The organism is Paraburkholderia sp. RL17-383-BIF-A (genome assembly GCF_046028015.1).
Lineage (GTDB): Bacteria > Pseudomonadota > Gammaproteobacteria > Burkholderiales > Burkholderiaceae > Paraburkholderia.
The window spans coordinates 23,066-47,884 of the sequence record NZ_JARESR010000018.1 but is presented as its reverse complement, the minus strand read 5'-3'; the positions used below and the strand labels follow the sequence as shown (position 1 = coordinate 47,884).

The window sequence follows — 24,819 nt, the reverse complement described above, 5'->3', positions numbered from 1 at the left end:
GATTGGCTCAATACAACGTCAGGATGCGGCGTGAACGTACTGCCATTCGAATCCGTCCCTGCCCCTTCTCACGCGCCCCGCCGATGTCTGCGGAAAATGCGCGGTGAAGAGCGTCGCATCGTGATCGGCCGCATAGTTGAGCAGCCAGTGCCGCGAGTTTCGCGCCGGCGCCGCATCGAGGCAGAACGTCGAGTTCCATTCGGGACGGTAGACCTGGACGGGGTTGTGCATCACATCGCCGGTGAAGATCGCTTCCTCGCCGCGCGAGCGGATCGAAATCGACATATGACCGGCGCTATGCCCGGGCGTCGGATGAAACACAATGCCCTCGCGCCACGCGCCGCCCTCGGCGGGAATCGTCGCGGCCTGCCCGGATTCGATCACCGGCACGACGCTGTCCTCGAAAACCATGCGGCGGCTATCCCCCGCTGGAGTCGCGAAGAAATCCTGCTCCGCTTGCGGGAACACGTATGTCGCATTCGGGAAGGTCGGCTGCCACCGGCCGTCGATCCACTGCGTATTCCAGCCCACGTGGTCCGCATGCAAATGCGTGAGCAGCACCTCGTCCACCTCCGCCGGCAAGACGCCCACCTCGACGAGGCGCTCCAGATACGGGTTGTTCAGTCGATGAAACAGCTTGCTGAACGGCCGCTCCTTGAAATTGCCGATACCGGTGTCGATCAGCACGGTCAGGCCGTCCATCTGCACGACCCAGGTGTGCACGCTCAGTTTCACCTCGTTGCGTTCGAGGTCGAGACTCTCCGCCGACACACGCCGGCTCAATTCTTCCGCCGCGGAGGATGCCCAGTCTGGATAAAGCACCGCCGGCGCTAACGGAAAACAGGTTTCGCTGACGCGGGTAATGCGTGCATCCCCTACGCGGTGCGTAAGAACCTCGGTCGGCATGGTGTGACTCCGTGAAAGTGCGGCGGCAGCAACCTGAGCGCTTATGTAGCGCTTACGTAGCGCTTAAGTAGCGGTTACGTGGCGCTGCAGCGGCCAATGGCTTCACTATCGCAAATCTAGCGCATGCCGGCCAATGCCGTTTTCTGCGCATCGCGATGCTTTGCAGGCATCGCCATGAAAACAACGTCACGAGAACGTTCTCGCCGGCGTGCGGCGTGCCGCCGCGCCGTACAGCAGCGCGCTGAACGCGGCCGCCATGCCGCCCACGCAAGCCAGTGCCACACCCAAACCCGCGCTGTGCCCGCCAAGCCGCTCGTTGATGAAGCCGACCGCGAACGGTCCCAGCCCGCCACTGATCGCATTGGTCAGAAACACCAGCAACGCGATCGAGCGTCCGCGCATGCGATTCGGAATCGCGATCTGGATCGGCACAGGCGCCAACGCCATCGCCACACTCGCCGCGAACGCGCACGCGCCATACAGCACCACGGCGACGTGCGCGTCGCCAACGAGCGGCATCGCAATAGCGGCCGGCACCAGCAACGCAGCCGCCAACCCGGACAACGCCAGCACTTTGCGCACCGCCGCGGCATCGCTGACGCGGCCGGCGAGCAAACCCGCACTCACCACCCCGAGGATGCCGCCGAACATGTAGGCCGGCGCCGCCATCTGTCCGACGGCACGCGGCGTCAGATGAAAATGACGGATCAGCAGCGTCGGAAACCATGCCGCATGCGAGTAGAACAGCGTGATCAGCGCGACATACGCGCCGAAGTACGGCAAGCAGAAGCGGTTCTTCACGAACAGTTCGCGCAGCACGTCTTTCAGCGGCGGCGTACTGTCGTGAGCGGCTTTGTCCGCGAAGACTTGCGCAGAAGCCTTTGCAGTCGAAACGACGTCGTGCGTGGCCGACCCTTCGGCTGTTGTATGAAGCGTGGAGGACAAGCCGCGCCGTTGTGGTTCCCGCACCGATAACGCGACGATTGCCGCCAGTGCCAGCCCCGGCAAGCCGACCGCGACGAACACGGCCTGCCAACCGTTTAAACCGATACCCGCGAGCCACGCGGCGCCCGCGCCATGTTCGAGCGCACCGAGCAGCATGCCGCCGCCGAACAAGGCCACGCCTCCGCCGATATACGGTCCCAGCATGAACACGCTGCTTGCCCGCGTGACTTTGCGCGGCGGATACAGATCGCTGAAAATCGACAGCGCCGCCGGACTCAAGCCCGCTTCCGCAATCGCCGTCCCCGCACGCGCGGCCAGCAGTTCGGCAAAGTTGTGCGCGAAACCGCACAACGCGGTGGAGACGGCCCAGATCGCCACGCAAACCGCGATCAGACGCACGCGATTGGAACGGTCGATCAGCCGCGCAATGAACACGCCCGCCGTCGCGTAACACAGAGTGAACGAAAACCCTTGCAGCAAGCCGATTTGCGTATCGGTGAGCGCCAGCGTTTCCTTGATCGGTTGCACGAGAATGCTCACGATCTGGCGGTCGAGATACGAAAACGCAAAGCAGACAAAGAACAGAACGACAACGTAAGTGTGCCCACGACGCGTGTCGGCGTCGTTCGAATCGGACACGGTGGTGACTGCATTCATGGCGAATCTCCGGCTGGGCACTGCGAAGAAATGGCTTGCTTCCCTTCGACGAAGCGCGTCACTGCCAATGCGCATCCGCAGCCAGCACGGCGAGACAGTCGCCCGCTTCGACGCGCGCAAACGAACGCTTGCATACCACCACGCCGTTGCCGGCAAAGCGGAGTTCCTGTGGTGCGCTCCACGGCGCATACGGATCGAATACCCGCGCGGCCAACTGGTCCTTCTCGACCCGGTCGCCGAGCGCGAACACGGGTTCGGCCACGCCCGCCCGCGAGGCGAACACATAGTGCCGCGCGCCATCCACTTTCAACCAGCGCGTGTCGTGTCGCGGCGCGGGAGGATTATCGTCAGGCGTGACACCGAGCGTGTGCAGCACGCGCCGCAAACCATCCTCGACGATCGCTACGCCATCGGCATTACAGGCCGCATAGCCACCGAATTCACCGCACAGGAACAGCTTGCCGTGCCGCTCGACGGCCGCGCCATACGTGCGGTCCTCGCCGAGCAGATCCATGAGCATGGTGTGCGGCGCGGCGAATGCCTGGACGAGCCGGCGGTATTCGGCGCGACGCGACGGGTCCCCGGGCGGCGCCGCGAGCAACGCCGGCAGATGATCGAACGAAGCACCGCCCGCGTGCAGATCGATCACCACGTCGGCACGCGGAAATAGTTCGGTATCCGCATAATGCGCGATCATCTCGGTGAGGTTGCCGTTGCGTGCGCCCGGAAAAACGCGGTTCAGATTGCCGCGATCGATCGGCGAGGTGCGCGAGCCGTTGATGAACGCCGGGAAATTCAGCGCCGGCACGACGATCAGGCGGCCCTTGACCGTCATCGACGGCATGCGCTGAACCAGCTTCATCAGTGCGACGGGACCTTCGTATTCATCGCCGTGATTGCCGCCCGTCAGCAGCACCGTGGGACCGTCACCGCCGTTGAGCACGGTAATCGGCACCGGAATGTGGCCGTATGCGGAGCGGTCGTGCGAATACGGCACGCGTAACGTGCCGTTCTGCAGGCCGGGGCGTTCGTAGTCGATGTCGGTGGAAATCAGCGATGGTGTGGACGGCATGGTTGTCTCCCGATAAGAAAGTAAGCCGGAATACCGTCGTTGGACGACGGCGCGAGGCCATGCAATCAATATCGTCGAGGCAAAAAACCAGCGCCAATGCCGATTTTTAGGGAAGCCGATGCTTTAAAGGCATCGGGGTACGGCGCGTCCGGACGTTACCGTTGCGCCTTGAGCAAGGCGATGAATTGCGCGAGCGCGGGATTGCGGTGCTGCTCGTGACACGCGAAATGCAGCGGCAGCGCGATCGACAGATCGGCCAGGTTGAGGAATTGCACCAGCGCCGGCGGCCGGTCGCGATTGGCCGAGTTGACGATCGCCGCGCCCACGCCGGCGGACACCAGCGAGAGAATCGCGGCTTCCGTCGAAACTTCCTGCACGACGTCGAGCGTCAAACCGGCGCGCTCGCATGCGCCAATCAAGCGGTCGTAGTAAGCGGGATAAACATGCCGTGGAAACGTGATGAAGGGTTTGCCGGCCAGCTGCGCCGCGCGCACCGACTTGCGGCGGCCGAACGACCACGCGGCCGGCGCCGCCAGCACCACGCCGTTTTCGAGCAACGGCAAACTGGTGATCTGCTCGGGCAACGCGCCGAAGTGATAGACGAAACCGCCGTCGAGCGTGCCCTGAGTGATCGCGTCCAGTTGCTCCGGCGTGTTCATCGGCGTGAGTTCGATGCCGACTTGCGGCGCCGCCTGCTGGAACGCTTGCAGCGCGTTCGGCACAAGCCCGCCCCAAACCGCGTTTTCAACGAAGCCGATCCGCACGTGTCCGGACACGCCCGCCGCGATTCGTTGCGCGACACGCGCCGCCGACTCGACCTGCTGCAGAATGCCGCGCGCTTCACGCAGATAGGCTTCGCCTGCCAGCGTCAGCTTCAGGCCGCGCGGCGTGCGCTCGAACAGCGCGACACCCAACGTTTCTTCGAGATCCTGGATTTGCCGGGAAATCGCCGGCTGGGTGACGTGGAGCTGCTCGGATGCGCCGCGCACGCTCGCGTGCTCGGCAACGGCGACGAAGTATCGGAGATGCCGGAGTTCCATGTCAGCAGAATGGGTGGCTTATCGAATGGGATGCCGGCATTGTGCCATTCGATCACGCCGCGGCGTTGGCGTTTTTACTCCGCCGCCAGCCACACCACCGTCAACGAACGCACGCCTTGCGCGCCGCGAATCAGCACGCCTTCGATATCCGCCGTCGCCGAAGGTCCGGTGACGAGCGCCGCATAACGGGCAGCGCGGAAATCATCGCGCCGGTATACGTCCTGCAAGCCGTCGAGCAGTTGCGCCGGGTCGAGCAGCACGACCAGATGCTGCACGATGTAGCCGAGCGCGTTGACCACATACTCGCGTTCGCTAAACCATACCGAGCCGGTTTCGGCGACGCCGAAGCGAGCCCGCACCACGCCGACGTCGATGTCCTGCAGCGAAGCAGGTTCCGTGTCGGCGGTGAGCGTGCGCGTGCCCTGCACTTCCTGGGTTGCCGAGGCGATGGATGCCTCGGCACCGAACCGCTCGCGAATCAGGCCGCCCACGTCGCTCGCCGTCGTGCCGTCGACGCACACGCCGCCCATGGCCTGCAGCGCCGCCGTAAAGCGCGCGCGCAGATCGCCACCCACGGGGTTGAACAGCGGCACGTCGGGCCGCGGCCGCGCCGCCGGCTGCGCCTGCCGCACCTTTGCCAGAAAAGCGTCACGCGTTGTCATGGTCAGTTCCACGATTCTTCTTGTACCAGGCGTGGAAGGTCAGCTTCGGCGCCTCCGGCAACTCGCGTTGCTTGCCCCAGATATTGAGCGGGTTGTACAACACGAAATTCGGCAAGCGCCGCAGCGCGCTGCTCATCGACGACACCGTCGCGCGATACAAGGTCGGACTCGCGAGCAGCCGCCCTGCCATCTTCAACACTTCCTGCTTCACGAACGGCACTTCGTGATGCTCGGCGATCACCGTGCGCCATTTGTAGATCTGCTCGTGAATATTGATCTTCACCGGGCACACGTTGGTGCAACTGCCATTGAGCGTCGAGGCGAACGGCAAGGCGCTGTAACGCTTCAGATCGAAGGTCGGATTGATGATCGCGCCGATCGGCCCAGAGTACGTGCCGCCATACGACAGCCCGCCGCTGCGCCGGTAAACCGGACACGTATTCATGCAGGCGCCGCAGCGAATGCATTTGAGCGAATACCAGAAGTCTTCCATCGCGAGCCGCTCCGAGCGGCCGTGATCGACGAGGATGAAATGCATCTCCGTGCCCGGACGCGGCGCGCGGAAATGCGATGTGTACTGCGTGATCGGCGAGCCGAGCGCGCTGCGCGACAGCATGCGGACAAACACGCCGAGGTCCGACACCTTCGGAATCAGCTTCTCGATACCGATCGACGCGATATGCAACGGCGGCACGTTTGCAGAGAGGTCCGCATTGCCTTCGTTCGTGCACACCACCACCGTGCCGGTCTCCGCCACCGCGAAATTGCAGCCGGTCATGCCGGCCGTTTTCTCGCGCACGAAGTACGGCCGCGTGTTCATCCGCTGGCTTTCGGCGAGATAGTGGATATCGCTGTTCTTCGGATCGGTGCCGATGGTGCGGCCGAACAGCTCGGCCACGTCGGCGCGCAATTTGTGGACCGCCGGCACCACCATATGGCTCGGATCCTGATGATCGAGCTGCTGGATCCGTTCGCCCAGATCCGTTTCCATCACCGTGATGCCGCGCGGCTCCAGGTACTCGCGCATCTTGCATTCGTCGGTGAGCATCGACTTGCTTTTAACGAGCGTGGTCATGCCACGCTCCGACATGATCCGGTGCACGAGCGCGTTGTGCTCTTCTGCGGTAGAGGCCCAATGCACTGTTACGCCGTTCGCCTCGGCGGCCGCCGCGAACTGTTCGAGATACGTGGACAGATTGGAGAGCGTGTGTTCCTTGATACCCGATGCCAGTTCGCGCATCGTCTCCCACTCGGCAATGCCGTGCGCCTGCGCATCGCGCTTCTCGCGCAAATCCCACAGGCGTTTGTCGTGAAACGCAACGTGCTCTGTCTTGCTGATGAAAGCGCCCGCCGCTTTCGCGTGATCGATCCGGTTGCTCATGCGCGTGCTCCGTTGAGGACCTGCGCGATATGAATGAAGCGCGCGTCGGCTTTCATGCGTTCCGCGCAGCCCTGCTGGTGCATCAGGCACGACATGTCGCCCGAGACGATGTACTCGGCGCCCGCGTTCAGATGATCGCGCACCTTGTCCTGTCCCATACGTACCGACACCGGCTCTTCCGTGACGGAGAACGTGCCGCCGAAACCGCAGCATTCGTCGGGCCGCGCCGGCTTGACGAACTCGATGCCCTTCACGCCTTCGAGCAGGGTGCGCGGCTTCGAAAACAGCGTGCCCGCCACTTCCGAAATCGATGCTTCCTTCAGATGCCGCAAGGCGCTGCAGCTATTGTGCAGACCCACGCGATGCGGAAACTCGGCCCACGGAAATTCACGTGCGCCGACCACGTCGTGCAGAAACTCGACGAGTTCGTAGGCGTTCGCGCGGACCTTTTTCACTTCGTCGGTCTGCTCTAGCGCCGTTAGATGCTCGCGCACGTGATGAATGCAGCTCGCCGACGGCCCGACGATGTAGTCGTAGCCGGCGAAGTTGCGCGCGAACACACGCTCGGCGCCGGCTGCCTCGGCATGCGCGCCGCTATTGGCCATCGGCTGGCCGCAGCAGGTCTGCTCCTGCGGATAGTCGACCTCGATACCGAAACGTTCGAGCAGTTCGAGCGTGGCGATCCCCACTTCGGGATAAAACGCGTCGATGAAGCAGGGGATAAACAGGGCGACTTTCATAAGCTCATTGAAAAGAAAAGCGGCAGCCGGCGAGTTATCTACTCTACTGCGGAATCGTGGCGGCGCACGAGTAAGTCGTCGCGACAGTTTGCGCGGCAAGGAGGCCGACCAGCGGAGATTACGGCGCTTTTGTAAGACTGGTATGGTTGGTCTGACCAAGAATATAAGGAAGTTGACCGAGGGTGTCAATCGCAGGACAAAGGAGGCGCACGCTGCGGCCCGGTCGGGCTCGCCGCGCGGGGCATTCAGGCACTCAGGCAATCACGCAATCGTACTCGACGAAGGCTTGGCCGCGTCTTCCTTGTACATCTCGCGCACATAGGCCAGATGACGCTCAGCCGCCTTGCGGGCCTTCTGCGCGTCGCGCGACATGACGGCGTCGTAGATGGCCTGGTGCTGGCTCATCAACTGTTTTTCCATCGCATCGTCGTAATCGATCAGCCGATGGTATTGGCGCATGCCCTCGCGAATCAGCGTATGGATGCCGTGCATCACGTGCGCGAGCGCGATGTTGTGCGTGGAGTCGGCAATCGCGAGGTGAAACGCGGCGTCGAGTTCGGCAAGGTTCACACGGTCCTGCGACAGCGAGCCGGCCTTCAATGCCTCGAACGCCGCGCTGATCTTTTTCAGGTCGGCGGCCGTGGCGCGTTGCGCGGCATACACCGTCGAAATCGATTCGAGCCCCTGGCGCAGCTCCAGAATATCGGCACTGGTTCGCGGATTTTGCAGCAGCAACTCGGCAAGCGGCTTGGAGATGATCGGCGCCGTCACGTCGACCACCGTAAAACCGCCCCGCCCCGAGGTTTCGATGTAGCCGTCCGCTTCCAGCCTGATCAGCGCTTCCCGCAACGAAGGTCGCGACACGCCGAGCTGCGTGGCGAGGTCGCGTTCGGCCGGCAGCCGGTCGCCGGGCATTAGCGTGCCGTCCGAAATCAGTTGCTTGATCTGGTCGGACACCACGTCGGACAGACGTTTGCGCGTGAAGGACTGGATCGGGAGGAATGGCATAGGCAGCGATGAGTGAAGCCGGTTGATCAGGCGGATTTTCAGGCGGTGGACAACCGCCTGGGCGCGGTTCGATGCAAGGATTGAAGCACCGCGCGGCGTCGAACGGATTATACCGTTCAACGGCGCAGGCCAATCGCGGGCGAAAGACGCGCCGGCCGCGTCCCGAGGGTTGCCGCGAAACTCAGCGCGCTCCCGCCGCATAGAAACTCGCCAGATCACGTTTGAGCGTATGCAACGCCGCGTCGTCGAGGTAGATCATGTGGCCGGTCGGATAGTAGGCGATTCGCACGTTGGCGCGCAGCGGCCCGTCCACGCCCAGATGCGCGAGCGCGTATTCGGTTGCGTAAAACGGTGTGGCCAGATCGAAATAGCCGTTCAGCGACATCACACGCAACTGGGGATTTTGCCGCATCGCTTCGGCCAGATCGCCCGCCGCATAGGGCACCGGCAAATGTTCACCCCACCATTCGCGATGCTTCCAGTCCCATTGCGTCAGCGCTTCGTCGTTGAAGACGCGGTAACGGTCGGCCGGCGTAAAGTGCAGGTCCTGAGCGAAATGCTGGTGCAGGGCCGCGTCGAAGGCACTCGACACGCTGCTCACCGAAGCATCGTAATCGGGACGCTCGGACACGCTGTCGAAGTCGATTCCTTCGAAGCGCGCGTCGTACCGGCCGACGCTGCGCGCCTCGTCGCGCAGCAGTTCTGTGCGATAACGCGACGGATAAAGACGCAGGCGGCTACGCTTCACATAGGCGGCGTCGAGCCCCGTGAACTGCGCGACACGCGCGGCGATCGCATCGCGCTCGGCGTCGGGCAGCGCGTCGCCTTGCGCGAGCGCTTGCGCATACGGCCCGCGCGCGAACGTACGGGCTTCGTCGAGAAAGGCCGGCAGACTGGCCGGCTTCGGCACGATCTTGTCGTGATACCACGCAATGGCCGCGAAGCTCGGCAGATAGCTTTCGCTCCTGAAGTCGGCGCCCGCCGAGAATGCGGCGGAATCGAGCACGGACGACATCAGGATCACGCCATTGAGCGCGATATTGTCCTGCCCCAACTGATACGCCAGCATCGCGGCGCGCGCGGTGCCATACGATTCGCCGAGCAGATATTTCGGCGAATTCCAGCGCTGGTTTACCGTCAGGTATCGGTCGATGAATTGCGAAAACGCGTCCAGGTCTTTATCCACGCCCCAGAAGTCTTTGCCCGTGCCGTGGCCGACCACCCTCGACAGACCGGCGCCGACCGCATCGATAAATACCAGGTCGGTGGTGTCGAGCAGGCTGTCGGGATTGTCGGCGAGCGTGTACGGCGCGGGTGGCGTGATGGCGGGACTCGCGGTACGCGCGCGCTTCGGCCCGAACGAGCCGATCATCAGAAATACGCTGCCGGCGCCCGGTCCGCCGTTGAAGAGAAACGTGACCGGCCGCGTTGCCGGTGTTTTGCTGGCGACGGTGTAGGCGACATAGAACACGCTCGCGTTGGCCTGTCCGGTCTTGTCGCGCAGTAGCAGATTGCCGGCGGTGGCCGTGTAGTCGATCTTGCGGCCGTCGAGCCGGATGGAATGCTGCGTCACCGACGCGGTTTCCGGCGGCACGGGAATCGGCGCCGACTCCGCTTTCGCATTGCGCTGCGCCGTACTGGCCGACACGTCGCTCTGAGTCGTTTCAATCGCGCGTGGCTGGCGAGTGGCGCGCACCGCGCCCGCATGCGAATCGCCGACCGGTTGGGCGTTCGGCTCGCCGCGTTGTTTCGGCTTGCCGCTCACAACGCGCGGCGAGTTCGGCGAGTCCTGTGCGCCTGGCGCGGACGCCGCGGTTTCCGCGCTCGCGGCCGCATCCGGTGATGCGTCCGGTTCAGCCGCCGCACACACCGTGCTGAATGCGGCGAGCATGACGAGCACGAGCGCCATCGCCACGAGAGCGGCCGCCATCGACCCTGCCATGAGGGATCGGCGTAACGAGAGGGTGAAGCGAAGGCCCATGGGGTTCCCGACAGTGAGTCGATATGCGCCGGCGTCCGGAATGTCCTAGCTTAAGACGAAGTCGGCGCTCGATTTTTGACGCGGCCTTTGGCGGCGTCAATCGAAAACTGCCGAGGACACCCATTCCTCCCAAGACGCATCGCTTCGTTACGTGATTCGAAAAGCAACCGAAACGCTGTAGAAAGGCTCAACGGACCGGCAATGTGCGGACGAAAGCGGCAATCCGCTCGCAGGCATCGATCAAGCACGCTTCGTCGACAACGAAGCCCAGCCGCACGAAACCATTCGCGGTCTCTCCGAAGGCGCTCGCGTCGAGCACCGACACGCCTTGCGCGTGAAACAGCTGCCAGGTGAAGTCGACCGTATCGAGGCCGGTGCCGCTCACGTCGACCATCATGAACATGCCGGCTTCGGGCAACACGCAGCGCAAACCCGGCACGCGCTGTAAGCGCTCGAACACCACGTCGCGCCGGCGGCGATAAATCTCCCGCATCTCGGCGGCGATCCGCGCTTTGTTCTGCAAGGCCGTCAACGCCGCCTGCTGGATGAATCCGGGCAAGCCATACAGCATGGCGAGGGCGAGCCGCCCCATATGCTCGATCAGTTCCGCCGGCCCGATCGCCCAGCCTACGCGCCAGCCGGCCATGGCATGCGATTTCGACAGACTGCCGAGCGTCACGGTGCGCTCGGCCATGCCGGGCAGCGCCGCAATACTCACGTGTTCCCGCTCGAAAGTCAGCTCGGCGTAGACCTCGTCGGACAGCACCCACAGATCATGCCGGCACGCGAGCCGCGCGATCCGTTCGAGATCGGCGCGCGGCATCACCACGCCGGTCGGATTGCACGGCGTGGCGAAGAAGATGGCTTTGGTGCGCGACGTGACGGCCGCCTCGAGCGCGTCGCAATCGACATGAAATGCCCGCGCCCGATCGACCGGCACCGTGACGAGCGTGGCGCCGGCCGCGCGCACGCAGGCCTCGTAGGTCAGATACATGGGCTCGGGGACGATCACCTCGTCGCCCGCTTCCAGCAGGCACAGCGATGCCGCGAACACGCCGTTCTGCGCACCCGCGGTCAGGATCACATTGGCGGCGCTCACGGCGCAGCCGGTTATGCGCGCGTGTTCTTCGGCAATCGCCGCGCGCACCGGTTCACGTCCGGATACAGCGCTGTAGTGCGTATCGCCGCCGCGCAAGGCCTCGACCGCGCGCTCGACGATCGGCGCCGGCGTCGCGAAATCCGGGTCGCCAACGCTCAGGACGATAACGTCCTCACCATTGGCCGCCGCCTGTTGTGCGACCCGGTGAATTTCCCACGCGGACGTGCGCCTGCCCTGCAAACGCTCGACCAGATTCGAGTACTTCATTACCCTGCCCCGTTGCCCATGGACTCGCCAATGTAAAGGGGCACGCATGAAACGTCCAGATACGAAAAAACGCCACGCGAAGCCTTGGCCTCGCGTGGCGCTTCAACCCAACCCCTTACGGCGGGGCGTGGCGCTCAAACCTGGCGGCGCAATTCCGCCGGAGGCACCTTCATCAGATGCCGGTATTTGGCCACTGTGCGGCGCGCGACCAGCACGCCCTGATCCGCGAGCATCTTGGCGAGCGTCACATCCGAAAGCGGATCACGGGTGTTTTCCGCGGCGATCATTTCCTTGAGCAACGCACGCACGGCGGCGGCGGAACAGGTGCCACCGCTTTCGGTGCCGAGTTCGCGAGGGAAGAAATGCTTGAACTCGAAAATGCCGCGCGGCGTGGCCATATATTTGTTGCCCGTGGCCCGCGAGATGGTGGATTCGTGCAGTCCGAGTTCATCGGCGACATCGCGCAAAACCATGGGCTTGAGTGCGATTTCGCCGTACTGGAAGAAGGCCTTCTGATGCGCGACGATGCATTCCGCCACGCGTTGAATCGTATCGAAACGTTGTTGCGCGTTACGGATCAGCCAGCGCGCTTCCTGCAGTTGCTGTGCGAGCGGCGAGCGGCTTGCACCGGCCGATTGCGCGAACAGCTCTGCGTACATGCGATGGATCCGCGCGCGCGGCTGCACGGCCGGATTGATCGCCACGACCCATTTGTTGCGCACCTGGCGCACGATCACATCCGGCACCACGTAGTTGTCTTCGGTGCGGCCGTAGGAGTTGCCCGGCTTCGGATCGAGCTTGCGCACCAGAGCGCAGGCAATGCGCAGTTCTTCCGCGCTGCAGCCGATCTGCTTCTGCAGTTCAGCCTGTTCGCGGCGAGCGAGCCGTTCCAGATGATGCTCGACGATTTGCCGAGCCACTTCGCGCCCCGGCGTATCGGCCGGCAACGCATTCACCTGCAGCGACAGGCATTCCGACAGCGTGCGGGCGCCGAGGCCGGGACGGTCGAGCGATTGCACGAGACGCAGCGCTACCAGCAACTCGTCTTCGGTCAATTCAGGTTCGAGATCGACGCTGTCGGCGAGATCGGAGAGTTCCTGGCGCAAATAGCCGTCGTCGTCGAGCGCCTCGATAATGAAACGGGCCACCGCGCGGTCACGGTCATCGAGCCGATAGAGGCGCAGCGAGTCGTGCAACTGTTCGCGCAAGGTCGGCTGGGAACGGGCCCACTCGGCCGGATCGCTGCTGTCTGAATCGCCGTTCTGACGCGTCGAACTGCGGCTGCTGTAATCGCCGGAAAAGTCGCCAGGCATGTCGTCCTGGCCCGCGCTTTCCAGCGTGTCGTTGCCACCTGACTCGGACGACAGCGAATCGGGCTCGGCGCTGGCTACGGTGTCCGTGGCAGGCAGCGCGCCCGAGTCTTCGCCTGACGCGGTCGTGGCGAGCGCAACGTCTTCGGTATCCGACGAGTCGTATTCGAGGAACGGGTTCGTGTCGAGCGCCGTGCGCAACTCCTGCTGGAATTCCAGAGACGACAACTGCAACAGACGCACCGATTGCTGAAGACGCGGCGTGAGTGCGAGAGACTGCCTTGTGCGTAGTTCAATTGAAGGCATTGTAGTGAGGTCCCGTTAATAGCCGAAAATGGTCAGTAGCCTCCTTAGAGCAACTGTCGTACCAGCTCGCGCAACATCCTGTTTTTTCAACGCTTTGCATTTTCAGGCCCGCCAATTGCGCAGGCGGCCGGACGCCATTTTTACAAGCCCCCGGCAAATTCCGGTTCCTGCTTGCGCAGCGCGTTCAAGGCCGCTCCAGCCCTTAATTGCGCTCTATTCTTCAGCCTAAAGCCGCGTGCCATAACGGATTTCCTTCACTGCCCGCCTTCGCTCAGGCTGCCGGGCACAACGCTTGCGAATGAGCACTATGTGGACGGACGACGGTCTGTGCACGCGAACGCAGCAGCGAATTCGCATGCACAGACTGTCGCCCAGTGTCGATAACGGGCCCTGACGGAACCGTAGCGGCAACGACCCCACGCGTGTCATCGGCGGTTTCGGCCGCGATCGACCGCAGGCAACAAGACCGCAATTTTCATCAACACCCGAAGGAGAAACCATGAAGACAATCCAATTTCTGAAGACCGCAGGTAGCATTGCTTGTATCGCATTCGCACTGAACGCTACGGCGCAGACCAGCGCGTCGGCTCCGTCGGCTTCGTCCGAAACCATCGGCGAACATGTCGACGACGGCACCATCACCACCAAGGCCAAGGCTGACCTGCTGGCCGCGAAGAACGTCAAGTCGACACACATTCACGTGAAGACGCGCAAGGGCGTGGTGTGGCTCACGGGTTCGGTGCCTTCGTCTGACGACAAGGCGGCAGCCGAGGAAGTCGTCAAGGCCGTGAAGGGTGTATCGAGCGTCAAGAACCATCTGAAGATCGCCGCTGAGTAAGAGCGAACGATCTGCACGGGAAGCGCTGGCTTCGGTTAGCGCCTCCCGTTGATCAAGCAGAAGGAAAGACAAAAGCCGTCCGATAATGCGACGGCTTTTTTGCGGGCATACGGTTCTTGTTGCGAGCCGAACTTTTACGGCGACCGGCGGCGGCTCAACCTCACCTGCCGAACTATTGAGCTACTGAGCCGCCGCAAAAAACCAGCGCCGTTTCCAGCGCCAGTTCGTTCACCCAGATTTAACGCCGTGCAGCTGCGTATTGATCGCGCAGATCACGCACGCGATCATGGTTCTGCAATACGCCCTGATACTGCCGCTCGACCAGCGCACGCACATCCGCCGGCAATTCCTTTTCCAGCGCGTCGTGGTAGCGCTTCTTCGCGACGTCCTCGCCCTTCTCACATTCGGCCAGAATGTCGTGATCGCTGCGATCGGTCACTGCCGACTTCACGTCGACCCAGCCGCGATGCAGCGCGCCGCTCATGCTGCCGCCCGTTTCGGGTTTGCCGCCGAGCGCCTGAACCGCATCCTGCAACTCACGCGCGCCACGCGTGCAGTCTTCGGCGCGCGAAAGAAACAGCGTTTTCAGTTGAGCATCGTGAGCGTCTTCTGCTGCCTTGCGAAAGCCCTTCTCGCCATCCTTCGACGTTTCGACCAGATCGTTCAGCACGGAAACAACGTTCGTAGCCATTCAATACCTCCAAGGGTTTCGTTAGTCATGAATCCGCCACGGGACACGTCACACTATTGCCGGCGCTCGCAATCCCGCTGCGGGGTTCGTTGAACTATCCGCATGATGCGTGCCCGGCGCACATCGCAGCGGATGGCCCTGGCGACACGTCGGCTAACACGTCCAATCTTGCCAATCCGCGTAGATTATTCCCGCCCCACTACTACGCGGAGCACCGCAAAGCCGCGCCCGGCGTGCTTTCGGCCAATGGCACGGTGGTTGCTTAATAAGCTCGCCCGCAGCATGCCGTGCAGCGCAATGACCCACTGCAAGACGTGCCGATGAATTGAAAACAATGGGCAGGCAACAACGACAGGGAGCATCCACCATGAAGATCAGGAGCACGGAATGTCTGGTCGCCGTCGCGATCATCACCTCGGCGACCGTGATGCAGATTCGCGAACATATGCAACCGCGTGAAGCGGCATCCCCGAGCGCGCAAGTCGCGTCGCCCTCGTGCGGGGCGACGCACGATGGCCCCGTGCCAGCCGCTTGCGAGCCGACGAGGGATGACCACCAAACGGACCGCACAACCCGGCGCCCACGCAGCGCTCCGCAAATCTGGGTTTGAGCGGACCTTTGCAGGACGGCTCCGGCCGTCTACGTGCCTGATGGAGTGAACACGACGCCCATAAGAAAACGGTCCGACCTGTGAGTCGGACCGTTTCGCTAAACACCCTTGGCTGAGCACCGCGTCGAACCTCACGTCGGCGGGCCAGACGAAGAGAAGCGTGAACTCAAGCCTCTTTACCTACGCGTGATTTTCCCGAAACTCGTTGAGCGGCACAGGTTTCTTCAAAGGATCGAAGTCCGCCCAACGCCCTTGCTGCCAGCGGCCGCTCGCCCGCTCGATCGCAACGCCGCCAGCTTCGCGCAGCACGCGCGCGGCGTCGAACTGGTTGTCCGGCGACACATGCACCGCGACCAGCACGCCGGAATCACGCGTTTCCTCGTGAAATGGCGATCGGTGGCCAGCCTGGCCGCCCTCGCGCGTGCGTGCCATCGCCCCGACCAGCGAGCCCACGTAAGCGCCGACACCCGCCGCGATCAACGACACGATGACCGGCGCCGAAAACGCCGCGAAGATCGCCACCCCTACCACGGCGCCGGCTACCGCGCCGATGGTGACACCCAGGCCGGCGCCTTTGGGCGCACCTTTCGCGCCGGCGTCCGTACTGGTATCGCCGCCAATCGGATAACGCGCATGCTGTCCGCGCGGATTCACGAAAAACAGCGTGACGTCTTCTTCGACGAACCCTGCATTGAAGAGCTTTTGCGCCGCATCTTCAGCGGCGGGAAAAGTCGTGAAACGTGCTGCGACGATGAGTGACATGAGGCCTCCTTGCATCGTTGAATGGCGATTGCGGACTCAGCCGCCGCGGCTCGCTGCGCCATTCGGCGCGCTCGAGCGGCGACATGCGCGGGCACTATGCCGCGGTGCCGCGATCCGGTTCCATGCCTTCCACTCTGAACAGTCCACTATGCAACACTACGCCTTCTCCGTTGTTCTGGTCGAGCGCTTCCGCGCAGACCGAACGGATGCGGTGACGGCCTTTGTCGAAGGCCGACATGAGCGTTGCTTCGAGCGCGGAATCGGCGCCGAAATGGTCCTCGAGCGCTTCCGCGGTAATCGCGCACACAACCGCTTCGCCGTCCACCCGCGCCAGAAAACGCACGGTCAGATTCGCTCCGTCGAAGTCCGGCTTGTCGTCGGAAAAAGTGATCTGCATAAGGGAATCCTCATAGGCCGGCCGAGGCAGGATCGCGTTCATGACGAACCCTTCATTGCGCCGGCGAGTTGCTGCGCCATCGCGAGATGATGTTGGATGGTCGGCAACGCGTGCATTGCCGCTGCCTTGAGCTGTGAGTCGGTGCCGCTCGTGCTTTCCTGCTGGAACAGGTCGACCGCGCGCTGATGCGCTTCCACGCCAATCTGCTCGACATACGCCTGATCGAACTCCTTGCCCTTGAGCGTCTGCAGTTTGCCCACCAGCGCGGAATCCGCTGAAGGCGTCGCAGTAAAGCCCTTTTTCGACACGAGCGCCGCCATGCCATGCGAGAGTTTTGTGTGATCGGCAATCATCTGCTGGGCGAACTTCTTCACGTGCGGGTCGCTGGAGTTTTTCAGCGCGATTCTGCTGGCAGCGATTTCGGTGGCGTCGGACTTCGAGGCATCCTGAACGAATTGCTGGTCCGCAGGCGAGAGCTTCGTGCCGCTGACGGGCGCCGCACTGGCCGGCGCGTCGCTGGCTTGCGCATAGACCGCGCCGATGGACGCTGCGCTCAAACTTAGCGCGACCGTCATCGCTTGTAGGGGATACCGGAATTTCATGCATTTTCTCCCTGTTCGACGGATACCGCGAAGCGGACCGGGCTGGACGAAGCGCGCCATTCGCTCGATCGGCACGCCTGGCTCGCCACCCGCCTATGCCGCCTTGCGCGCGGACAGCTGCCCAATCAGCGCCCGGTTGAAAGCCGGCAGATCATCAGGCTTGCGGCTGCTGATCAGATTGCCGTCCTCGACCACTTCCTTGTCCACCCACGTACCGCCCGCGTTGCGAATGTCGTCCTGCAGGCTCGGCCAGCTCGTGAGCGTACGTCCCTTGATGATTCCCGCCGACACCGGCAGCCACCCGCCATGGCAGATCACCGCGATCGGTTTCTTCGCGCTGTCGGCTGCCTTGACGAAGGCCTGCGCTTGCGGCAGCACACGGATTGCATCCCCGTTCACCACGCCGCCGGGTAACACCACGGCGTCGTAGTCGTCAGCGCTTGCCTTGTCGAAAGTCAGATCGACCTCGACGGCATCACCCTTGTCCACGTGCTTGAAACCTTGAATCTTGCCGGGCTTGGCGGAAATGACGTGCACCGTTGCACCCGCTTCCGCGAGCGCTCGTTGCGGCTCGATCAATTCGGCCTGTTCGAAACCATCTACCGCGAGTACTGCCACCTTGTAGCCATTCAGCTTGCCAGCCATGCGTGCTCTCCTTCATTCAGTGCCGGGGCCGCGTCTCGCGCGGCTTGTTCCGGTTTATGAGTAGTCAATCAGCAATAGACGTGCCTGTGCGGCGGGCCGCCGCAGGCGCCTTCATTCCAATGCCTTGTGCGTTCAATCCCTGCGCTATCCAACGTTGCCTGCCGATGCCGTCAAAGACCGTGGGGATCGTCGTCGAGGCCGTCATCGTCGTTGGCGAGCGGATCGATGATCCGGTCCGGTTCGATATCGCTATCCGGCACGAGCGTCGAATCGCCGTCCGCCGCGGCACGCTCGCCCGTGCCGGCGCGATCCGTGTCGCTGCCGAGTTCCGAGTCGCCGGTTTCGAGTGCGTGGTTGTCCAGTTCCGAATCCACGTCGAATTCATGACGCTTCGCGCCGGCGACATCGCTGCCGCTATCGGACGAATCACTCGGACCGAGCGCACCTGTCGTGCCGGAGGTTTGTTTGACGACCTGTTGCGGCTCGTCATCGGGATTAAGTGTGCTGCTCATGGCGTTCTCCTTCGTTCGGTTGATCGGTACCCGTAGCGAGTGGGCGCAAGGACCGTTCCGCTGTTTCACGAAGCAACCGCGACCCGGCACGCAAAAGCCCACGCCGCGCGTTAGGCACTGCCTTTGCTTGACGCAGTCATCGGCGCGAAACGCGCCTCCTGCTTGAAACTTCTACCTGCGACGATGGCTGCCACGACCACCCCGATTCAAAGCCGCGCTGAACGTACAGACCGCATGGACGACGAGCGCGCAAAACCACCCGCTGCTGCCGACATGCCGCCGGGCTTGCGCCATGCCGACGACGCGAAACCCGGCATCACGCGCAAGCGCGAGAACGGCGGATTCGCGTACTTCGACGTGGCGGGCAAACGCATCGACGACGAGGACGAAATCAAACGCATCAACGCGCTCGCGATTCCGCCCGCTTATGAAAATGTCTGGATCTGCCCGGACGCGCGTGGGCACATTCAGGCAACCGGCCGCGATGCGCGCGGCCGCAAGCAGTACCGCTATCACCCGCGCTGGCGCGAAACGCGCGACGCCGACAAATACGAACGTATGGCCGAGTTCGGCCGCGCGTTGCCGAAGATTCGCGCGCGAGTCGCGCGCGATCTGAAACTGCCGGGCATGCCGTGCGACAAGGTCGTCGCCGCGATCGTGCAATTGCTCGACACGACGCTGATCCGGATCGGCAGTGTCGAATATGCGCGGGACAATCAGTCATACGGATTGACGACGCTGCGCAAGAAACACGTGAAGATCGAGGCCGGCCGGTTGCGTTTCAAGTTCCGGGGCAAGAGCGGCATTGAACACGACGTGACGGTCAACAATCCACGTATCAAGCGCATCGTGCGGCGTTGCGCTGAATTGCCGGGCCACGACCTGTTTCAGTATCTCGACGACGATGGCGCCCGCCGCACCGTCGGCTCCGCCGACATCAACGATTACTTACGCCGTGCGAGCGGCGCGGACTTCACCGCCAAGGACTATCGCACGTGGGCCGGCAGCGTCTACGCGTTAGCCGCGCTGCGGCGGCTCATCTGCAGCAGCGCGGCGGAAGCGCGCCGGCACGTCGTGGCGACCGTCAAGGACGTGGCCACGCTACTGCGCAATACGCCGGCCGTGTGCAAGCGCTGCTACATCCACCCCGCGGTGATCAGCGCATTCGAAGCAGACGAATTGCAAAATCTCGCGCCGGGTCAAACGCGGCGTGGGCTGAAAGTCGACGAGGTGGCGTTTGCCGCGCTCCTCGCGCACGCCGAAAAACGAGCGGCGAAGCTCGCGCGCCAGGCGGGCGCGAAAGGTCGCAGGGCGCGGGAGTCGGTGGTGACGGAGAGCATCGACACGTCGCTCACGAGTTTGCTGAAAAAGTCGCGAAAGGTGCGCAAGGCAGCGGCAGCGAAGACCGATGCGAAGGCCGGCGTGCAAGCGGCCTGAAGAGCAAGTGCGACGAAGTCTGGCGGCATCGCCGCCTTCGAATGCACATCCGTGCGCGCGCTTCGCCAATCCGGACGAAATAATTTCAAACAAGTCAGCACGCTTTACGCGGTGTTCGAAACGCTCGCAGATGGTTTGCGCAATGCAGACACGCTCTCGAACACAACACGTCTCTGCTGCGCCGCATGTGCCTCTCTCGAAGATCGAAGGAACGCCCGTTGCTCAAGCTTCAACATACCCACCTTGTAGAGGAGTCACATCATGATCAACCAGACACAAACGCAAGCAGGGCTGCGTCAGGGCGAAGGCGCCCGAATCGTCGGCAAAGGCAGCGCGACTGCGGAAGGTCCCGGGCCGGACGTGATGGCCGCTGCCACGCTCGATGGCAATAAGGTGCTCAGCAGCGACGGCGAGGATATCGGCAAAATCAAGGACATCATGCTCGACGTCAATTCGGGGCGCGTCGCGTATGCGGTGCTTTCGAGTGGCGGCTTTCTGGGCATTGGCGACAAGCTGCTCGCCATTCCATGGCATGCATTGACGCTGGATACCGAGCAAAAATGCTTCGTGCTGAACATGACCGCCGAACGCGTGAAAAACGCACCGGGCTTCGACAAGGACCATTGGCCGGCGATGGCCGATCAGACATGGGCCACGTCCGTGCATCAGTACTACGGCAGTGAACCCTACTGGGGCCGCGACCGTTACGATCGACGCGACGACTACGGTGTCGACGACATTCCGCCCGCGTCGTCCGATGCGCCGGAAGCAGGCGGCCTGAAGTTGTAAAGCACGCTCACGGCGGGCGCATGCGGCTATCCGGTCGCCGCGCCCGCGCGGATGCGCCGGCATGCCGCCTCTGCGGCAGCCGGCGCATTTCACTTTGAGCGGGCCGTTGCGAGCCACCAAAGCCGCGCAGAAGCGCGCGCACATGCCGATAAGGAGCCTCTGCCATGGCCACCCGAAAAACCACGAGCAAATCGAAACGCCCCGTCGCGCGCGGCAAGTCAGGACGGCCACCACGCCAGCGGCATGCCCAGGCCCACGCTGCGCATCGCGCGAAAAGCCCCCAGAAGTGGTCGCATCATGTGATGGAAACCAGTGACGCAATGGACATCCAGCACGACATTTTCAAAACCGGCAGCGCGGAGTCGATCGCACAATCGCTCAAGCAGTCGTCCACGCGAAGCCGGCGCCGCAAGGGCACACCGTTCCAGTCGGCCATGTCGATGCTGAACTTCTATATCAATCGCGCGGGCAGGAACCTGCCGAAAGCGCGCCGTGATACCTTGCAACAGGCCAAGCGCAAGCTGCGCGAAGCATTCGGACGCGCGCCATGAAAAAGACGCGTCGGCGCGCGTTTCTTCATCAACCGGTCAAGCATGCAGCACCTGCATGCGAGCCCTCACCGGATGCTCATGCACGAAACTTTGTGGTTTCTGATCGTTGGCGGCGTGCTCGTTTTCATGGGTCTCGCGGCAACGACACTCCGGCGGCTGCCCATCAGCGCCGCCATGTTTTACCTCGCGATCGGCTACGTCCTCGGGCCGCCCGGTATCGGGCTATTGCGTCTGGACATGATCGCGGACGCGCATCTGCTGCGCATTTTCACTGAAGTCGCGCTACTGGTCTCCCTGTTTGCCATTGGCCTGCGCTTGCGGCTAGGCATGCTGGAAAAGCTCTGGACCGTGCCGCTGCGGCTCGGCTTCCTTGCCATGCTGGCGACTATTCCGCTGCTGACGCTCTTCGGCGTGTACGTGCTGCATCTGGGCTGGGGGCCGGCCTTGCTGCTCGCGGCGATACTCGCGCCAACCGACCCGGTGCTCGCCCACGATGTGCAAGTGCACAATCCAGGCGACCTCGATTTGCTGCGCTTCGCGCTCTCGGGCGAAGGCGGTCTGAACGACGGCATCGCACTGCCCTTCGCGCTGCTCGGTCTCGCGCTGTGCGCCGCGCCCTCCGCTGAAGCGGGTGACCTGCTGAACCTGAAGCTCGCGGGCAGCGTTGTGTGGGGCGTGGCGGGGGCGCTCGCCATTGGCGGCGTGCTCGGCTGGGCCACGACGCACGCGGTGGCGTGGCTGCGCACGCGCCACGCGCAGGCGCTCGGGCTCGAAGGTTTCTTCGCGCTCGGCCTGATCGAACTGTGTTTCGGCGTCGCGCAACTCGCGCAAACCTATGGTTTTCTGGCCGTGTTCGCGGCCGGCGTCGCGATGCGCCGCGTCGAACACCGCGCGAGCGGCGGCATGTCGGCTCGCAAGGCGATCGGCACCGTCGATTCCGAAGACGTCGAAGCGACCGCGGCGAATCCAAGCAAAGCGCATGCGTTCATGACGGAGTCGGTGCTCGGTTTCACGATCGAACTCGAACGCATCGCCGAAGTCGCCGTCATGGCAATGGTCGGCAACGTACTCGCCACGATGACCGCACCGCTCTTCACCTGGCAAACCGTTTCGCTCACCGTTGCGCTGTTCGTGCTGGTGCGGCCGGTGTCGGTGGAATTGTCTCTGCTGGGGTCGAGCGCGACGCCGACCCAACGGCGGCTGATGAGCTGGTTCGGCATACGCGGCATCGGCTCGTTTTACTACCTCGCGTACGCGCTTGAAAACGGCAGCGCGGCCAACGTCGCGCCGCTCGTGCCGCTCACGCTCGCCGTGATCGCGGCATCTGTCGTCGTCCATGGCGTCTCGGCGACACCGTTGATGAACTGGTATCACCGGCTGCGCAGTCGTGAAGGCTAGCCACGATCATTGAGCGGCGTGAATTCCCGATGCTTTCCATTGGCATGCGCGGGCGCGCCTGTCTTCACGCGAAGCTAAATTGAATCGCTAGAATACGGGACCTTCATGCCGCAACAAGGCCTCTTACCTTCAATGACCTCACGCGACGATTCAGAACGTACGGCACGGGCGAGCGCCGCCAACTCGCTGTTTGCATTTCTCAAGGCATTGCCGCCCCGCGAGCGTTTGATGGAAGGCAGCTTCATGGCCGTGCAGGCCGTCGCGGGCGCGAGCCTCGCGTTCGCCATCGGCCGTGCGCTGCATACCGAGCAGGCCTTCTGGGCGTGCATCACGGCGATTGCGGTCAGCCAGCATAGCTATATCGACACCCGCAACCTGTCGCGCGATCAATTCATCGGCGCGATGGTCGGCGGCTTGTGCGGACTCGTGGGCACGACGCTCGGCGCCGGTTATTTCGCGGCCTACGCGGCCACGGTCGGCGTGGCGATCATCATGTGCTGGATCCTGAACGTGGGTAGCGCGGCGCGTCTGGGCGGCATTACCGCAACGATCATGCTGCTGGTGCCGGGCATCGGCCCGGCGTGGGACAAAGCCTTGATGCGCCTCGGCGAGGTGACGCTCGGCACGGTCTGCGCACTGCTGGTAGCGTTTCTCATGACGTGGATCGAGCAGCGCTGGTTCGGCAAACCGAACAAGGCCTAGCTAGCCCGGCGTCACATCGTTGTCGTGCGGAGCACGCCGGTAACGTCCGGGCGTCACCCCCACGCTTTGCTGAAACGCCCTGCCGAAGGCTGCCTCCGACTGATAGCCCACCGCCTCGCCGATCTCGGCCGCGCTACGCTGCGTGCGTCGCAGCAGATCGCACGCAATGGTCATACGGATCTGCGTGAGAAAGTCCATCACGGTCATGCCCGCGCGCTCATTGAAATGGCGCGCGTAAGTCGCGCGCGACATGGCCGCGAGGTCACCGAGCTCGGCAATGGTCCACGCCCGCTCGGGAGCGCCCAGCATGCCTTGCACGGAAGCACCGAGACGCGCGTCGGCGAGCAGCGCGAGCACGCCTGAAGTCGAAGCGTTGCGCTCGCCGTGCGCGCGCAACGCCATCGCGAAGAGCGCCTGGCTCAATGCGGTAACGATGGCAAGGGCGCCCGCCTCGCGTCGTTCGGCCTCGGTGCGCATCAGCGCAATCAGCGTTTGCAGCGAGCCCAGCGTTTGCATGCCGCCTAGCGAGACGTGAAACGGATCGGGCAATGCGTTCAGCAACAACGCCGACGACCCCGGCGCGTAAACGAAGCGGCCACACAGAAGATCGATGTCGGCAGGCACCTGCGCATCATTGCTGCCATCGTTGCGGCCGTCGTTGCGCCGCACGGGCAACATGCCGTCATGGCCGAGCGTCAATGGCGCGGTGGCCGCCAGCCGCTTCACGTCGCGCACACGATGCGCCGCGCCACGCGGAAACAGCATGAAGTCGCCCGCGCTCAGGGCGTGCTGCGCGCCGTCGGCGGTTTCGACGATGCACGCGCCGTCCAGCACGAGGTGAAACGGCGCAATGCCCGCTTCCATCGGATCGTGATCAATGTCGAAGGCGCCCAAGAGCTGGCAACGCAGATCGAGACTGGCTTGGGGCCGCGCCAGGTCGATCAGTCGGCTAAGCGTATCCATGAGACGATCGCGCTAAAAGTTGAGCGAATCGAGTATTCAGGATATCGCGGCGCAGCGCAATACTTGTCTCACGACGCCGGCACCCGCCGACGCGCAGCAGACAAGGAGCATTGCCATGTTGAACTGGATCGAATACCGCAAAGAACTGTTCGGCCGCATCGGCGAAATCGCCAAACTGTCGCCGGATACCGTCAAGGCGTATCAGGCGATGTCGAGCGCCGGCCAGAAGAAAGACCTCCTCGGCGCCAAGACGCGCGAACTGATTTCGCTCGCCGTGGCGGTGAGCCTGCGCTGTGACGGTTGTATCACCGTGCACACCGCCGAAGCGCTCAAGCTTGGCGCGACGCGCGACGAAATCGCCGAAGCGCTGGGCGTCGCGGTCGCCATCAATGCGGGCGCCGCGATGGTGTATTCGGCTCGCACGATGGACGCCGCCGCGGCCTATGCGGCGCAAGCAGCGGACGCGGCCTGAGCCGATGCGAGGAGCAGGCGGCGCTCGGGGCATGGGCTGATGCGAGGAGCAGGCCGTACCCCGCCGCCTGGACCGA

The 24,819-nt window shown here is 63.4% G+C and carries 25 protein-coding genes; 7 read left to right on the top strand and 18 right to left on the bottom strand.

Annotated elements, in window-relative coordinates; genetic code table 11:
* Positions 1-18: 18 nt before the first annotated feature.
* The 11 genes from P0D71_RS20830 to P0D71_RS20780 form a co-directional block, all read right to left on the bottom strand.
* Positions 19-906 carry an MBL fold metallo-hydrolase gene (locus P0D71_RS20830; protein WP_408481865.1) on the bottom strand — a complete coding sequence of 296 codons (888 nt, stop codon included), beginning with the start codon at positions 904-906 and terminating at the stop codon, positions 19-21.
* A 186-nt stretch (positions 907-1,092) separates the two neighbouring features.
* On the bottom strand, positions 1,093-2,508 hold the full coding sequence (locus P0D71_RS20825; RefSeq protein ID WP_408481864.1) for an MFS transporter: 1,416 nt from the start codon (positions 2,506-2,508) through the stop codon (positions 1,093-1,095).
* Positions 2,509-2,566: 58 nt separating this feature from the next.
* Complete coding sequence (locus tag P0D71_RS20820) at positions 2,567-3,580, bottom strand: succinylglutamate desuccinylase/aspartoacylase family protein (protein WP_408481862.1); 1,014 nt, start codon at positions 3,578-3,580, stop codon at positions 2,567-2,569.
* Positions 3,581-3,735: 155 nt separating this feature from the next.
* Positions 3,736-4,620 (bottom strand): LysR family transcriptional regulator, encoded by an 885-nt coding sequence (locus P0D71_RS20815; RefSeq protein WP_408481861.1) that lies wholly within the window; start codon positions 4,618-4,620, stop codon positions 3,736-3,738.
* A 74-nt stretch (positions 4,621-4,694) separates the two neighbouring features.
* On the bottom strand, positions 4,695-5,282 hold the full coding sequence (locus P0D71_RS20810) for a LutC/YkgG family protein (protein WP_408186397.1): 588 nt from the start codon (positions 5,280-5,282) through the stop codon (positions 4,695-4,697).
* Positions 5,269-6,663: a lactate utilization protein B gene (locus P0D71_RS20805; protein WP_408481859.1), complete on the bottom strand. Its 1,395-nt coding sequence runs from the start codon at positions 6,661-6,663 to the stop codon at positions 5,269-5,271. The genes P0D71_RS20810 and P0D71_RS20805 overlap by 14 nt, the downstream gene beginning before the upstream one ends.
* On the bottom strand, positions 6,660-7,403 hold the full coding sequence (locus P0D71_RS20800) for a (Fe-S)-binding protein (RefSeq protein WP_408481857.1): 744 nt from the start codon (positions 7,401-7,403) through the stop codon (positions 6,660-6,662). Before P0D71_RS20800 ends, P0D71_RS20805 begins: the two co-directional genes overlap by 4 nt.
* Positions 7,404-7,664: 261 nt before the next feature.
* Complete coding sequence (locus P0D71_RS20795) at positions 7,665-8,411, bottom strand: FadR/GntR family transcriptional regulator (protein ID WP_408481856.1); 747 nt, start codon at positions 8,409-8,411, stop codon at positions 7,665-7,667.
* A 181-nt stretch (positions 8,412-8,592) separates the two neighbouring features.
* Positions 8,593-10,392, bottom strand: a complete 1,800-nt coding sequence (locus P0D71_RS20790) for a S10 family peptidase (RefSeq protein ID WP_408481855.1) — start codon at positions 10,390-10,392, stop codon at positions 8,593-8,595.
* A 187-nt stretch (positions 10,393-10,579) separates the two neighbouring features.
* Complete coding sequence (locus P0D71_RS20785; RefSeq protein ID WP_408481853.1) at positions 10,580-11,758, bottom strand: pyridoxal phosphate-dependent aminotransferase; 1,179 nt, start codon at positions 11,756-11,758, stop codon at positions 10,580-10,582.
* Between the two features lie 134 nt (positions 11,759-11,892).
* Positions 11,893-13,374, bottom strand: coding sequence for an RNA polymerase factor sigma-54 (locus tag P0D71_RS20780; protein ID WP_408481851.1), 1,482 nt, complete (start codon positions 13,372-13,374; stop codon positions 11,893-11,895).
* A gap of 499 nt (positions 13,375-13,873) precedes the next feature.
* Between P0D71_RS20780 and P0D71_RS20775 the strand changes: the two genes are divergently transcribed.
* Positions 13,874-14,212 (top strand): BON domain-containing protein, encoded by a 339-nt coding sequence (locus P0D71_RS20775; RefSeq protein ID WP_091808029.1) that lies wholly within the window; start codon positions 13,874-13,876, stop codon positions 14,210-14,212.
* A 238-nt stretch (positions 14,213-14,450) separates the two neighbouring features.
* Here P0D71_RS20775 and P0D71_RS20770 read toward each other — a convergent pair whose 3' ends face one another.
* The 6 genes from P0D71_RS20770 to P0D71_RS20745 all read right to left on the bottom strand — a co-directional run bounded on the left by P0D71_RS20770 (position 14,451) and on the right by P0D71_RS20745 (position 18,431).
* Positions 14,451-14,903 (bottom strand): PA2169 family four-helix-bundle protein, encoded by a 453-nt coding sequence (locus P0D71_RS20770; protein ID WP_091808027.1) that lies wholly within the window; start codon positions 14,901-14,903, stop codon positions 14,451-14,453.
* A 790-nt stretch (positions 14,904-15,693) separates the two neighbouring features.
* Positions 15,694-16,275 (bottom strand): glycine zipper domain-containing protein, encoded by a 582-nt coding sequence (locus tag P0D71_RS20765; RefSeq protein ID WP_408481849.1) that lies wholly within the window; start codon positions 16,273-16,275, stop codon positions 15,694-15,696.
* A gap of 94 nt (positions 16,276-16,369) precedes the next feature.
* Positions 16,370-16,714: a DUF1488 family protein gene (locus P0D71_RS20760; protein WP_091808019.1), complete on the bottom strand. Its 345-nt coding sequence runs from the start codon at positions 16,712-16,714 to the stop codon at positions 16,370-16,372.
* Entirely contained in the window at positions 16,711-17,274 is a 564-nt protein-coding gene (locus P0D71_RS20755; RefSeq protein ID WP_091808017.1) for a DUF4142 domain-containing protein, read from the bottom strand. The genes P0D71_RS20760 and P0D71_RS20755 overlap by 4 nt, the downstream gene beginning before the upstream one ends.
* A 93-nt stretch (positions 17,275-17,367) precedes the next feature.
* Positions 17,368-17,919: a type 1 glutamine amidotransferase domain-containing protein gene (locus tag P0D71_RS20750; RefSeq protein ID WP_408481847.1), complete on the bottom strand. Its 552-nt coding sequence runs from the start codon at positions 17,917-17,919 to the stop codon at positions 17,368-17,370.
* A 170-nt stretch (positions 17,920-18,089) separates the two neighbouring features.
* A complete protein-coding gene (locus P0D71_RS20745; protein WP_408186405.1) occupies positions 18,090-18,431 on the bottom strand; it encodes a chemotaxis protein in 342 nt (113 codons plus the stop codon).
* A gap of 234 nt (positions 18,432-18,665) precedes the next feature.
* Here P0D71_RS20745 and P0D71_RS20740 point away from each other — a divergent pair, with 234 nt between their 5' ends.
* From P0D71_RS20740 to P0D71_RS20720, 5 genes are all read left to right on the top strand, one after another.
* Positions 18,666-19,868 carry a DNA topoisomerase IB gene (locus P0D71_RS20740; RefSeq protein WP_408481845.1) on the top strand — a complete coding sequence of 401 codons (1,203 nt, stop codon included), beginning with the start codon at positions 18,666-18,668 and terminating at the stop codon, positions 19,866-19,868.
* Positions 19,869-20,129: 261 nt separating this feature from the next.
* The gene (locus P0D71_RS20735) at positions 20,130-20,657 is read left to right on the top strand and encodes a PRC-barrel domain-containing protein (protein ID WP_408481843.1); all 528 of its coding nucleotides are present in this window, start codon (positions 20,130-20,132) and stop codon (positions 20,655-20,657) included.
* A 164-nt stretch (positions 20,658-20,821) separates the two neighbouring features.
* Positions 20,822-21,208: a DUF3175 domain-containing protein gene (locus P0D71_RS20730; protein WP_408297533.1), complete on the top strand. Its 387-nt coding sequence runs from the start codon at positions 20,822-20,824 to the stop codon at positions 21,206-21,208.
* 78 nt (positions 21,209-21,286) lie between these two features.
* Complete coding sequence (locus tag P0D71_RS20725; protein WP_091809255.1) at positions 21,287-22,606, top strand: cation:proton antiporter; 1,320 nt, start codon at positions 21,287-21,289, stop codon at positions 22,604-22,606.
* A gap of 132 nt (positions 22,607-22,738) precedes the next feature.
* Positions 22,739-23,308: an FUSC family protein gene (locus tag P0D71_RS20720; RefSeq protein ID WP_408186409.1), complete on the top strand. Its 570-nt coding sequence runs from the start codon at positions 22,739-22,741 to the stop codon at positions 23,306-23,308.
* On the opposite strand, the gene P0D71_RS20715 is transcribed toward P0D71_RS20720, so the two are convergent.
* On the bottom strand, positions 23,309-24,271 hold the full coding sequence (locus P0D71_RS20715; protein ID WP_408481842.1) for a cupin domain-containing protein: 963 nt from the start codon (positions 24,269-24,271) through the stop codon (positions 23,309-23,311). It abuts the gene before it with no gap.
* 115 nt (positions 24,272-24,386) lie between these two features.
* On the opposite strand from P0D71_RS20715, the gene P0D71_RS20710 reads away from it, so the two are divergent.
* Positions 24,387-24,743 (top strand): carboxymuconolactone decarboxylase family protein, encoded by a 357-nt coding sequence (locus P0D71_RS20710; protein WP_408481841.1) that lies wholly within the window; start codon positions 24,387-24,389, stop codon positions 24,741-24,743.
* Positions 24,744-24,819: the final 76 nt, after the last annotated feature.

What these genes read in the sequence shown, in the direction of transcription:
- P0D71_RS20795 (WP_408481856.1), bottom strand. Translation starts at nt 8,411, where the DNA reads ATGCCATTCCTCCCGATCCAGTCCTTCACGCGCAAACGTCTGTCCGAC.
- P0D71_RS20750 (WP_408481847.1), bottom strand. Translation starts at nt 17,919, where the DNA reads ATGGCTGGCAAGCTGAATGGCTACAAGGTGGCAGTACTCGCGGTAGAT.
- P0D71_RS20735 (WP_408481843.1), top strand. Translation starts at nt 20,130, where the DNA reads ATGATCAACCAGACACAAACGCAAGCAGGGCTGCGTCAGGGCGAAGGC.
- P0D71_RS20755 (WP_091808017.1), bottom strand. Translation starts at nt 17,274, where the DNA reads ATGAAATTCCGGTATCCCCTACAAGCGATGACGGTCGCGCTAAGTTTG.
- P0D71_RS20800 (WP_408481857.1), bottom strand. Translation starts at nt 7,403, where the DNA reads ATGAAAGTCGCCCTGTTTATCCCCTGCTTCATCGACGCGTTTTATCCC.
- P0D71_RS20725 (WP_091809255.1), top strand. Translation starts at nt 21,287, where the DNA reads ATGCACGAAACTTTGTGGTTTCTGATCGTTGGCGGCGTGCTCGTTTTC.
- P0D71_RS20765 (WP_408481849.1), bottom strand. Translation starts at nt 16,275, where the DNA reads ATGTCACTCATCGTCGCAGCACGTTTCACGACTTTTCCCGCCGCTGAA.
- P0D71_RS20825 (WP_408481864.1), bottom strand. Translation starts at nt 2,508, where the DNA reads ATGAATGCAGTCACCACCGTGTCCGATTCGAACGACGCCGACACGCGT.
- P0D71_RS20770 (WP_091808027.1), bottom strand. Translation starts at nt 14,903, where the DNA reads ATGGCTACGAACGTTGTTTCCGTGCTGAACGATCTGGTCGAAACGTCG.
- P0D71_RS20745 (WP_408186405.1), bottom strand. Translation starts at nt 18,431, where the DNA reads ATGAGCAGCACACTTAATCCCGATGACGAGCCGCAACAGGTCGTCAAA.
- P0D71_RS20790 (WP_408481855.1), bottom strand. Translation starts at nt 10,392, where the DNA reads ATGGGCCTTCGCTTCACCCTCTCGTTACGCCGATCCCTCATGGCAGGG.
- P0D71_RS20830 (WP_408481865.1), bottom strand. Translation starts at nt 906, where the DNA reads ATGCCGACCGAGGTTCTTACGCACCGCGTAGGGGATGCACGCATTACC.
- P0D71_RS20740 (WP_408481845.1), top strand. Translation starts at nt 18,666, where the DNA reads ATGGACGACGAGCGCGCAAAACCACCCGCTGCTGCCGACATGCCGCCG.
- P0D71_RS20815 (WP_408481861.1), bottom strand. Translation starts at nt 4,620, where the DNA reads ATGGAACTCCGGCATCTCCGATACTTCGTCGCCGTTGCCGAGCACGCG.
- P0D71_RS20775 (WP_091808029.1), top strand. Translation starts at nt 13,874, where the DNA reads ATGAAGACAATCCAATTTCTGAAGACCGCAGGTAGCATTGCTTGTATC.
- P0D71_RS20760 (WP_091808019.1), bottom strand. Translation starts at nt 16,714, where the DNA reads ATGAACGCGATCCTGCCTCGGCCGGCCTATGAGGATTCCCTTATGCAG.
- P0D71_RS20710 (WP_408481841.1), top strand. Translation starts at nt 24,387, where the DNA reads ATGTTGAACTGGATCGAATACCGCAAAGAACTGTTCGGCCGCATCGGC.
- P0D71_RS20820 (WP_408481862.1), bottom strand. Translation starts at nt 3,580, where the DNA reads ATGCCGTCCACACCATCGCTGATTTCCACCGACATCGACTACGAACGC.
- P0D71_RS20810 (WP_408186397.1), bottom strand. Translation starts at nt 5,282, where the DNA reads ATGACAACGCGTGACGCTTTTCTGGCAAAGGTGCGGCAGGCGCAGCCG.
- P0D71_RS20720 (WP_408186409.1), top strand. Translation starts at nt 22,739, where the DNA reads ATGACCTCACGCGACGATTCAGAACGTACGGCACGGGCGAGCGCCGCC.
- P0D71_RS20715 (WP_408481842.1), bottom strand. Translation starts at nt 24,271, where the DNA reads ATGGATACGCTTAGCCGACTGATCGACCTGGCGCGGCCCCAAGCCAGT.
- P0D71_RS20805 (WP_408481859.1), bottom strand. Translation starts at nt 6,663, where the DNA reads ATGAGCAACCGGATCGATCACGCGAAAGCGGCGGGCGCTTTCATCAGC.
- P0D71_RS20785 (WP_408481853.1), bottom strand. Translation starts at nt 11,758, where the DNA reads ATGAAGTACTCGAATCTGGTCGAGCGTTTGCAGGGCAGGCGCACGTCC.
- P0D71_RS20780 (WP_408481851.1), bottom strand. Translation starts at nt 13,374, where the DNA reads ATGCCTTCAATTGAACTACGCACAAGGCAGTCTCTCGCACTCACGCCG.
- P0D71_RS20730 (WP_408297533.1), top strand. Translation starts at nt 20,822, where the DNA reads ATGGCCACCCGAAAAACCACGAGCAAATCGAAACGCCCCGTCGCGCGC.